The sequence below is a fragment of the Pseudobutyrivibrio ruminis AD2017 genome (assembly GCF_000424305.1).
Lineage (GTDB): Bacteria > Bacillota > Clostridia > Lachnospirales > Lachnospiraceae > Pseudobutyrivibrio > Pseudobutyrivibrio ruminis_B.
In genome coordinates, this window is sequence record NZ_AUJQ01000019.1 from 1 (window position 1) to 10,912 (window position 10,912).

Annotated in this window: 10 protein-coding genes and 2 rRNA genes; 10 read left to right on the plus strand and 2 right to left on the minus strand. The window is 35.4% G+C overall.

Features of this window, described 5'->3' with window-relative positions; genetic code table 11:
• Window positions 1-340 (plus strand): 23S ribosomal RNA (locus G611_RS0110000); the annotation flags it as partial.
• Window positions 341-439: 99 nt separating this feature from the next.
• Here G611_RS0110000 and G611_RS15440 read toward each other — a convergent pair.
• Window positions 440-1,486, minus strand: coding sequence for a VanZ family protein (locus G611_RS15440; RefSeq protein ID WP_028243492.1), 1,047 nt, complete (start codon window positions 1,484-1,486; stop codon window positions 440-442).
• A gap of 188 nt (window positions 1,487-1,674) precedes the next feature.
• On the opposite strand from G611_RS15440, the gene G611_RS0110010 reads away from it, so the two are divergent.
• The 4 genes from G611_RS0110010 to G611_RS0110025 all read left to right on the plus strand — a co-directional run bounded on the left by G611_RS0110010 (window position 1,675) and on the right by G611_RS0110025 (window position 4,494).
• On the plus strand, window positions 1,675-2,373 hold the full coding sequence (locus G611_RS0110010; RefSeq protein WP_028243493.1) for a hypothetical protein: 699 nt from the start codon (window positions 1,675-1,677) through the stop codon (window positions 2,371-2,373).
• A gap of 98 nt (window positions 2,374-2,471) precedes the next feature.
• Window positions 2,472-2,909, plus strand: coding sequence for an ATP-binding protein (locus tag G611_RS0110015; RefSeq protein ID WP_028243494.1), 438 nt, complete (start codon window positions 2,472-2,474; stop codon window positions 2,907-2,909).
• Between the two features lie 68 nt (window positions 2,910-2,977).
• Window positions 2,978-4,192, plus strand: coding sequence for a hypothetical protein (locus tag G611_RS0110020; protein ID WP_028243495.1), 1,215 nt, complete (start codon window positions 2,978-2,980; stop codon window positions 4,190-4,192).
• A gap of 2 nt (window positions 4,193-4,194) precedes the next feature.
• On the plus strand, window positions 4,195-4,494 hold the full coding sequence (locus G611_RS0110025) for an STAS domain-containing protein (protein ID WP_051195204.1): 300 nt from the start codon (window positions 4,195-4,197) through the stop codon (window positions 4,492-4,494).
• Between the two features lie 88 nt (window positions 4,495-4,582).
• On the opposite strand, the gene G611_RS0110030 is transcribed toward G611_RS0110025, so the two are convergent.
• On the minus strand, window positions 4,583-5,494 hold the full coding sequence (locus G611_RS0110030) for a hypothetical protein (protein WP_028243497.1): 912 nt from the start codon (window positions 5,492-5,494) through the stop codon (window positions 4,583-4,585).
• Window positions 5,495-5,672: 178 nt separating this feature from the next.
• Between G611_RS0110030 and G611_RS14620 the strand changes: the two genes are divergently transcribed.
• The 5 genes from G611_RS14620 to G611_RS0110055 form a co-directional block, all read left to right on the plus strand.
• On the plus strand, window positions 5,673-7,274 hold the full coding sequence (locus tag G611_RS14620) for a PP2C family protein-serine/threonine phosphatase (protein ID WP_051195205.1): 1,602 nt from the start codon (window positions 5,673-5,675) through the stop codon (window positions 7,272-7,274).
• A 12-nt stretch (window positions 7,275-7,286) separates the two neighbouring features.
• A complete protein-coding gene (locus tag G611_RS0110040) occupies window positions 7,287-7,778 on the plus strand; it encodes a hypothetical protein (RefSeq protein WP_028243498.1) in 492 nt (163 codons plus the stop codon).
• Window positions 7,778-8,584: a response regulator gene (locus G611_RS0110045; RefSeq protein ID WP_028243499.1), complete on the plus strand. Its 807-nt coding sequence runs from the start codon at window positions 7,778-7,780 to the stop codon at window positions 8,582-8,584. Before G611_RS0110040 ends, G611_RS0110045 begins: the two co-directional genes overlap by 1 nt.
• 180 nt (window positions 8,585-8,764) lie before the next feature.
• Complete coding sequence (locus G611_RS14625) at window positions 8,765-10,018, plus strand: EAL domain-containing protein (protein WP_051195206.1); 1,254 nt, start codon at window positions 8,765-8,767, stop codon at window positions 10,016-10,018.
• 336 nt (window positions 10,019-10,354) lie between these two features.
• A 16S ribosomal RNA gene (locus G611_RS0110055) occupies window positions 10,355-10,912 on the plus strand; the annotation flags it as partial.

A 10,912-nucleotide genomic window follows, 5' to 3' on the forward strand; every position in this document is an offset into this window, starting at 1 on the left:
CATTAAAGCGGTACGCGAGCTGGGTTCAGAACGTCGTGAGACAGTTCGGTCCCTATCCGGCGCGGGCGTAGGATATTTGAGAGGAGCTGCCCCTAGTACGAGAGGACCGGGGTGGACGGACCACTGGTGTATCAGCTGTCGACCAACGGCATAGCTGAGTAGCCAAGTCTGGACGGGATAAACGCTGAAGGCATCTAAGCGTGAAGCCCCCCTCAAGATGAGATATCCCCTTCCTTCAAGGAAATAAGATCCCTTATAGACGATAAGGTAGATAGGTTCAAGGTGTAAGTGCGGTAACGCATTCAGCTGATGAATACTAATAGATCGAAGGTTTATTCAAAAGAAAAGAATGTAGCCAATAATCGGAAGACTAAGTCTTACTGTGTGAAGTTTTGAAGTTGCTAAATATATTAAGGCAAGCATAAATATGCTTGCCTTTTTAAATTTCTATAAATGTAATTGATACATTATCTGGACCAGTAATAGTCATCTTTTTTTTGTTTGTATAAATATCAACAGCGTATTCGCTAACAACAATATTATGTTTCGTTAATTGCTTTTTCAATAAATCGAGATTATCAAATGTAATAGTAATTGATTGTAAAGGAATATCTACATCTTCGTTTAAACAGTGAATAGCAATTTGAGTTTTGCCTGTAGAAAAAAGAAAATATGAATCCTTCGAATCAGTAGGAACTATAAAGCGTTTTGGTTGCATACCTAATGACTTAGTATAAAAATCCCATATGTCTTCTTCACTTTTTGCAAGCAAATTAATTCTATCTATACGAAATCTTTTTACATAAGGATATAAAAATCCTTTTTTAGCAAGTTTTTTCCATAACTTGTAATTCATATAGTCTTTACGCCATCTTGGATTAGTTAACATATAGGCGATTTGTAAGTATAAAAATGAGCCAAATAAAGAGCCTAATGTATTAGCAATGATATCAGATGTGTCATAAGTTCCTCTTTTTGTCATTAACTGCAGATTCTCAATCAAAACAGAAAGTAAAAATGAAGCTATAAGTGGTCTTTTGATTGCATGCGCTCTGTATAATTTAAATATATAAGGAAGAAGATACCCCATAGGGATAAAAAGCATTAGGTTAAGGAAAAATTCAAAAAATTCAATGGCAGGCAAGTGCACTCCTTGCCATGTCATAATAAAAAGATGAACACCGGAATTTCTTATTAGATAGCTTTCATTTCTATTTCGAGCTAATAAAACTAAATAGAATAGAATAATGATATAAACAATAAATACGATATATAATACAATTTTTCTAATAAAATAGTATTTTTCAGCGGATTCATTATCGTTTAAACCACCCTGCAAATTTATGCCAAAGTGTTTACAAATTCGTTTATCTATATAGGGAAGAATACATGATAATAAAACTGCAATTGCAGTTGATGCTAATAAAAGAATTAAATTTGAGATCCAATTATTTTCGTAAAGATTATAAAAGCTGTTTAATTCCATAAATTGGCATAACCCCCTGTTGCCATGATAAATGCATTTTTTGAAAAAATTGTGAAACAGCAATATAAAACAGAAAAGAAAGATATACTAGTACTGTCATACATTAATTACATTATATATGATTTTTGTGTAGAAACCTAGCATCACAAAGCTCTAGTACCAACACAAAAATAAAGGAGTAAAAAATTATGAAAAAAAAGTATTTAAATCTATTGGTTGCCAGTACAGTAGCAGGAGTTTTATTGTTAGCTTGTGGTAATACAGATAGTGAAGTGGAAGATGTTAATGAAAGTGTTGAAGAAGCCCAAGAAGCTGATGATGTTTCAGTAGTTAATGAATCAAAAACAGAGGATACGGATATTTTACCAGACTATGAATATCCAGGTCCTGAAAGCTTTTATTATGAATTGTATGATTATGTAGAGGATTTTAATAAAGATTATGATGAGGCAGATGTAAGTATTCCATGTGTAAGAATTTTAGATATGGATGAATCTGATAATAGTGATATAAAAGTTTACGGTGAGTTCGACATTTATAATTACAATCTTGATGGAGATACTCTTAGTTGTGTTTCAGGTGGAAATTATCCAGGGTTAATACATGTAGCCATGTATGATGATGGAACATATGATGTTACAGGTTTTGATGTAGTATTAGACGGTGACCAATTCGATACATCTGCTAAGGAAATATTTGGTGACAAATATGACGCTTTTATAAAAATGAATTCTGACCAGGAAGACAGAGAAAAAGTTAGAGCTCAAATTATTTCTAACTATGTTTTTGCGAATAATCTAGATATTAAATATTATCAGGATTATGGCTGGGATAAGGTTGGACTTCCAGAGGAAAACATTGATAGCTTTTATAGTATTTTAGATTAATCTTTCATAAAATGTTTGTGTGACACTTGTGTGACAAATGAAATGTTATTATAAGAAATAGTTGGCTAGTAACATACTGGGCATTGAGAGGTAAGCAAATGAAGAAGACATTTGAATGCGATGCAAAAATTGAATACCTTAATAAAGCCACAGCATTTTTGGAAGAAACATTGGAAGAAATAGGCTGTAATATGAAACAGATAGTGCAGTTGTCTGTTGTATTAGAGGAGGTTTTTGTTAATATCGCGCATTATGCTTATGCCAAGGCAGATTCAGCTGGAAATATAATTCCAGATACGGGGAGTGGACAAATGAGCTTGACATTGGTGGCTGAGAATGGAAATTTATCGATGATCTTCGAAGATGAAGGTCGACCTTATAATCCATTAGAAAAAGAAGACCCAGATGTTACATTAGCCGTGGAAGACCGTGAAATTGGAGGATTAGGAATCTATATTGTAAAGAAACGAATGGATGATGTTTCCTATGAATACAAAGACGGGAAAAACGTTCTTTCTTTAATGAAAAAATTGTGAAAGTATTATTTTTAATAAAAAAAACGATTATAATGTTTATTGACTAATCGGGGAGAAAGGGGAGAAAAATGCAGTCTGAACGTATAGAGCTTGATGATTTAGCGGATAGTTTTGACATAATAGAAAAAGTCGCAGAACAATTCGAAGAAAAAGCTAATATTACTGGAAAAGATGCGTTAAGGTTTACGCTCTTAGCCGAAGAATCTATTAGATTAGTTTCTTCGATTATGACGGAAAAGGATCCTATTGAAGTATGGTTTGAAGGGAATCGAAGGATTGCTCATATATGCATAACAACAGAAACCTTAATTGATGAAAATAAACGAGAAGAATTTGTATCGCTTTCTTCCAGCGGGGAAAACGGTGCTGATCGAACGTTTATGGATGATGTAAAAGAATTCATATTTCGTCCTAAAAAGCCGCGCTGGTCACTGTCTCAATATGAGGCAGATTTGATGAGAAGACGAGCTAAAGACAAATATTCTGAAGCAGCGTGGGAAAACTTAGAAAGATCTGTACTTGCTAATCTGGCAGATGATATTGCTGTAGGCGTAAAAAACGATAACCTACTTATTATAGTAACTAAGGATTTCTCAAAATCATTAAAAACAGTTGGCTCAACCAGGCCGAGGGAGTTATCTAGTCAAATATATGTTTCTTCAGATGAGGAATCTCTAGAACAGGCATATAAAAAAGTAGATAATTGTGTGGCAGAGCTTAGCCTAAAAAATAAAGATTCTCTTAGGATAAAGCTTCTTTTAGAAGAAACTATAGGAATGTTTGAAGGCATGACTAATGTCTTTACAGCCCTACTTTGGGTTGAAAAATATAAAGATGAATGTGCTGTTAAGTTGGTTGGGAATGCCAATATTGATGCAGATGCAAAAATAGATTTATTGTCTGTTGCATCAAGTGGAACGAATCAATTAGCACATGGCTTTATGGGTAAAGTTAAGGACATCATCGAAACAGGTGTGTTGAATTATGAAGCAGTCATGAAGCTTCAACAAGAATATAATGGAACGCCAGTTAATTATGCAGGTCTCGGTGTTTATAGCGATATGGGAATAGCTGCAAATCCTAATGCTTTTTCAGGTATGATGTGGTCTATGGAAGACTATCGAGCATCATTAGCCGATGGTAAAGCTGAAAATTCAGGAATGATGGAAGCATGGGATGAATTAGAAAAATCTATTGTAGCTAATATTGCAGATGATGTTATAGTCGGGGTAAACAAGAACAAAGTTCAAATAACAATGATTTATAAAATGAAGGAGGAGTAATTATGCTAAACATTAATATATTAAAGGATGCTGGTAAGGCTGTGCTTGCTTTAGAAGGGAGATTGGATACTTCCACAGCACCACAGCTTGAAGATGCTATTAACAGGGATATTGCAGAAATTACAGATCTTTCATTTGATTTCAAGAATCTTGAATATATCTCTAGTGCAGGATTAAGAGTTCTTCTTTCTACACAGAAGGTAATGAATAAGCAGGGAAAGATGATAATAAAAAATGTATCTGAAGAAGTTATGGAAATCTTTGATGTAACAGGATTTTCAGATATCCTTACTATTGAATAAATTAAAAAGAATAAAAAATCACCGCCATCTCAAATATCTGAGATGGCGGTGATTTTTTTGCATGTTTTCTAATTATCAATAAGTAACATTAGTTTGGAAATTCAATTGAGTTTAAGATATCTGCAAGAACACCACTTACCTGATTATTCATTGCTTCATCTTCTCCAAAGTGTTCATCAAACTCGAATAAAAGATTTCCTTCCATGTAATCTCTAGCAATTCCTGTCATGCATAGACCAGAGCCTTCATCGGAAACAGCTGTTACCCAATAACCTTTAACATCTTCTGTACCAGGGAAAACACCCTCTGTATAGGTAACATCACCTGTCCAATTTTTACCAAGCTCTTTTATAGCATCTTCAGCGTTACCATCAACTGAATAAGTAACTGTAATCATATTTGTTCCAGCTGACTCACCAGTATAAACGAATGTTGTCATGTTGTCCTGTTCGTTAATAACGATATCGTTTTTGTTATAGTGAACTGTCCAACCGTTAGCGTTAGTGTAGATGCAATCATCACCAAAAGTGCCATTTACATAGTTAACTGCATTAAATGTCTCAATATCAACACCAGTTAATGGTTCAAATACTAATTCGATATCATCATCAAAGTGTCCTTTTACGATACCGTTTTCATAAGATGTTACTGTAAATACTTCCTTTACAGGATCAATGCTTCCAATGTGGAATGTGATTGTATCGCTGCCTGTTTCGTATTCAAAGAAATTTGCAGTTCCCGCAACGCCATCTTCGATGCTTCCAGTTCCATCACCGTAGAATACGTAGAAGTAATTTAAAGCTGGATTTTCAGCTTCAGCTGCATAGTTTACATAAACTCCTTTTGAAAAAACCGATGCAGTTGATTTGATTGTTATTTCCTGTGCATGTGCAGTTGAACCTGCCTTTGCTGAGTTGTTGCCACATCCTGTACAAAGCCCCATAGTTAAAACACCAACGAAAGCTACAGATAATACCTTTTTGACAATAGTCTTTTTCATTTCTCTCTCCTTATCGAATAGATTTGTATTTTATTCTGATGAGATAATATCACAGCGTTTGTCACACTATTGTCACACGGATAAAAAAATAATATAATTCGAAAAAATTGTGAAACATATGATTTTTCCAACAAAAACGATATACTAATAATAATAATATATATTACGAGAGGAAAATATGGGAGAAAAGAAGAGACGTTGGGGGATAACAAAAAAGACACTTACTGGAATTATCGTATTTACGTTATTAATGGATTTGTCACTCTGCATTAGTGGATCTTTTGTCTTCGATAAAGTTATTCAAAGAGTATATAATGAGCGAGGCTACGTCGTAGCAAATATAATCATAGAGCATATAGATCATGATAAAATTGCAGAATATACTAAAACATGGACTGCGGATGATTACTACTATGAAATGGTAGATTATCTTAAATATATACAGGCATGTTCAGATGCTGCATATATCTATATCGGTGTTCCCCGTGAAGATAAGACAATTAAATATGTATACGATTCTGGAAGTACTATTGGCTTCGAGGATCCTATTGCTGCGCCATTCGATGAGCTATGGGAGGCATATACAAAAGGAGTAAAGCCTGACAGTTATTTGGTTAGGCATTCTCAGTATGGGTTCCTTACCTCCAGTTGTTTGCCGGTACGCGATAGCAAGGGCAAGGTTGTAGCTCTATTATTTGTAGACACTAATATGGAAATAATATATTCAACTTTGCATACATTTATTCTAAATTTAAGCATAATATCTGCGTTTCTGCTTATTTTATGCTGTGTTATAAATTGGCGTATTCTAAGAAAAAGTCTCATTAATCCTTTGTTAGATGTTAAGGAGAATTTAGATTATTTTGCGCTAAATACATCTGTTGAAGACAATCTATTAGAGAAAGTACAGTCTAATGATGAGCTAAGGGATTTGGCTGTTTCTGTTACAGCAATGGAAAGGGATATTGTTGAATACATTAATAGTATTCAAATAATTACCTCTGAAAAAGAAAAGTACAGTGCAGAGCTTAATATCGCAGCTAGAATTCAGGCAGATATGTTGCCTACTGTATTTCCTGCGTTCCCGGATAGACATGAATTTGATGTATTTGCTACTATGACACCAGCCAAGGAAGTTGGTGGAGATTTTTATGATTTCTTCCTTGTAGATGACAATCACATTGCCCTTGTTATGGGTGACGTTTCTGGAAAAGGTGTACCAGCATCGTTATTCATGGTAATATCTAGAACCCTTATAAAATATACTACAATCAATGGAGGAAGGTTATCTCCAGCAAAGATACTTCAGGTTGTTAATAATCAGCTTTGTGAAGGAAATGATTCCAATTTGTTTGTAACTGTGTGGCTGGCTATCATTGATTTAACAACAGGTGTTGGCACTGCATCAAACGCTGGCCACGAGCATCCTGCAATCAAGCGCGTTAACGGAAAATATGAGCTTTCTATATATAAACACTCACCTGCTGTTGCGGTAATGGAAGATATGAAATTTGAAGAGCATGAATTCAAATTAAATCCAGGTGATAATCTGTTTGTATATACAGATGGAGTTACGGAAGCCACAGATGTTTTTAATGAATTATATGGTTCAGACAGATTGATAGAGGCTTTGAATAAGGAACCAGAAGAGTCTAACGAAAAAATATTAAATAATGTAAAAAACAGTATAGAAAACTTTACAAAAGGCACACCTCAGTTTGATGATACTACAATGCTAGGATTTACATATTATGGAAAGGATATTTTAGGAGAAAAATAGGGGGAGAACAAGATGATTGACAGAAAGTTATATGAAGCACTGATCAAATTTGAAGAAAATGACGAGGCTCAAGACTACTATTATAAAACTATTGCAGAGCCTACAGGAAAGATGGGGAAGGATGGCCATGAGGAAACTCTTAGGGATAAGATTCTAAGGGTGTATGCGATGCTATTTTGCGAAGATACACCTATGCTAAACGCTCCATATGCCGGTGTTGATGATGTAGCAGATACAGCAGACAGATTATATATAGGAAGTGTTGGATATGATAGCGAGCATTGGTATCGTATGAAGCATCATTTCCCAGTAATCGACGAGGACAATTATGAAAGATTCGCTGCTTTAGTTATTACCGACCTTAATTGTGGAATGCTCCACGAAATGGCTGCTAATGAGGGCAAAACTCTTGTTGTTGGAGAAGCGTCACCATTGAACATGACCAGGGAACAGCGTATGAACCAGAAAACATCTTCAGTTAGCTTGGCAGGAGGTGATATTTAATGAGGGTTTTACTTGTTGAGACTGATAAAAAGGATCTTGATAAGCTCTTAAAACTCACAACTAAGTTACTGCCAAAGGCTGAGATTTTATCATATGATGATCCTCTTAATGCTCTTGCTATGGCAAGAACAAACGAAATTGATCTTTCATTTATAGATACTAATATGCCAGATTTAAATGGTATTGAACTTGGTACTTATCTTAAAGAGCTTAATCCGTTTATGAATATTATTTTTATAAGTGATTCTACAAAATACGGATTTGAAGCGATGCAGCTCCATGCTAGTGGCTATATGCTTCATCCTGTTACTGAAGGCAAAATTCAAGGCGAGCTAGCAGAACTTCGTTATGCTGAAAAATATAACGCCCATAAACGTGTTTTTGCCCAAACATTTGGTAACTTTGAGCTTTTTGTGGATGGTAAACCTGTTGAGTTTAAATATTCAAGAACAAAGGAAATTGTTGCCATTTTAATTAATAATAAAGGCGCCCAAACTACAAATGGTGAAATCATAGCAAATCTTTGGGAGGATGATGGTGATCCTGCTAAGAAGCAGTCATATCTATCAAATCTACGTCAGGATTTACAGAATACATTCACGAAGCTTAAGCTAGAAGGTATAATCCTTAAGCAACGTGGAAGTATGGCTATTGCAAAGGACAGAATTGAGTGTGATCTTTTTGATTGGCTTGAAAAGAAAGAGGCATCACAGTATAAGTATATGGGCGATTATATGAATCAATATGGTTGGTGCGAGTTTTTCCATGCAGAGCTTGATGAAATCAGTTACGCTATGGAGGAATAAAGTTTAGTTTTTTTAGAGATGATATATATGAGAAAATATTGAAAATAGCCGCGACTTTGGTCGCGGCTATTTTAGTTAAGAAAAGATACTTAAAAATAATTGTTGACAATTTAAAAACGTGATATTAAAATTCAATTTTGGTATATCAACGCGTTATATAACGTTATGGAGCGAAAATAAATGAGTGTATCATTATTAGAAAAGGTTGTAGCGGCTATTGAGAACAACGAACTTCAGGCCTACTATCAACCTCAATACAATCCCAAGAAAGGAGTTATTGGCGGAGCAGAAGCACTAGTACGATGGGTTAAACCTGATGGCGTAATAATTTCACCAATAGACTTTATTCCTGAATTAGAAGCAAATGGACAAGTTGCTATTGTAGATTGGTTCATTGCAGAAGAAGCATGCAAAACAATTCAGAAGCTTGGTGATAAAGCTGTAAAAATTAGTGTTAACTTTGGCCGAGAGCATTCCAAAGATGCTAATTTTATTGAAAAACTAAATAATCTGGTTTCTTCTTATAATATTGATAAGCAGTATATAGGTATAGAAATAACTGAATCAGATGTTGTAGCAGATAAAAGAGATGTTATCACCTGGGTTGAAAATGTTGAAGCTGCAGGATATACAGTATCAATAGATGATTTTGGTGCAGGAATGTCGTCTCTTTCATTTGTAAAGGATGTTCCAGCTAAAGTTCTAAAGATCGATAAAGCTTTTTTGGAAGATAACTGTCAATCTGAAAAGGGACGTATTACGTTAGAATCTGTATTCTATATGGCTCATCGTCTGCGCCTTACAACAGTCGTTGAGGGTGTTGAAACTAAGGAGCAGTTAGATTTCATCAATACATGTGATTGCGATTACATTCAAGGATTCATATTCTCTAAAGCCGTACCAACAGATGATTTTATACAAATGCTTACAGAGGAAGCTCAGGTAGCAGTAGATTATATAGATCCTTTTGTAAACCAATCTGCCTTTGGTCAAATAAAGGTCTTGATTGAATCGGTATATATCAAGTTTCCTTTAATAATATTTGTGAACCTTACAAGAAATAGCTATCACATTATGAGGAAGCAAAACTATATCGAAAAAATCATACCTGAAACAGGAAGCTATGATGAATGGTTTGAAATAATTAAAGATCTATCAGAACCTTCGGATATAGAAGAACTTAATAAAGCATTTTTAAGAGAAAACCTTATTAAGGCTTATAAACGTGGAGATAAACGGGTTCTAAGAATACTAAAACAACATGATAAAGACGGTAATTATCATAGAATTGCCCTTGAAGATTATTTTATGGATCATCCTTATAGCGATGATATCTTCATGGTATGCTTTATGCATAATGTTGATTTCAATAAAGAGATATATTTAGGTGATGCAAAGATGCCTATCAATCCAGGCGTAACGTGGAATCCTTAAAGCCCGCGAAACTAGGTAAAATGGGAAGTTGAATATAGTTTTTGCACAATTCACACAATATCGTGTTTTTAAGCAAATAGATTTACTTTGAAAAAATAGTAAAAAAGGGGTTTACAACTGGAAATATAGGTGATATTATAATCGAGCACTGAGGGACAGCAAGTCACACAGTGCAAAACAAACAAACGAAGATTGATAACTGAACAGTGAAACAAACCTTGAATTAATACAAGTTTTTAAAACATGTATCCTTGAAATTCATTTAGTTTCTAAGACGAAACAAAAACCTTTATTAGTAAACAAGTCAGTTTTATACTGATTCGGAATTAAACTTTTTAACATGAGAGTTTGATCCTGGCTCAGGATGAACGCTGGCGGCGTGCTTAACACATGCAAGTCGAACGAAGCAACCTATCACGATCCCTTCGGGGTGACGATTTGTTGACTGAGTGGCGGACGGGTGAGTAACGCGTGGGTAACCTGCCTTGTACAGGGGGACAACAGTTGGAAACGACTGCTAATACCGCATAAGCGCACAGTATCGCATGATACAGTGTGAAAAGTTTTTTCGGTACAAGATGGACCCGCGTCTGATTAGCTAGTTGGTGAGGTAACGGCCCACCAAGGCGACGATCAGTAGCCGACCTGAGAGGGTGACCGGCCACATTGGGACTGAGACACGGCCCAAACTCCTACGGGAGGCAGCAGTGGGGAATATTGCACAATGGGCGAAAGCCTGATGCAGCGACGCCGCGTGAGCGAAGAAGTATTTCGGTATGTAAAGCTCTATCAGCAGGGAAGATAATGACGGTACCTGACTAAGAAGCACCGGCTAAATACGTGCCAGCAGCCGCGGTAATACGTATGGTGCAAGCGTTATCCGGATTTACTGGG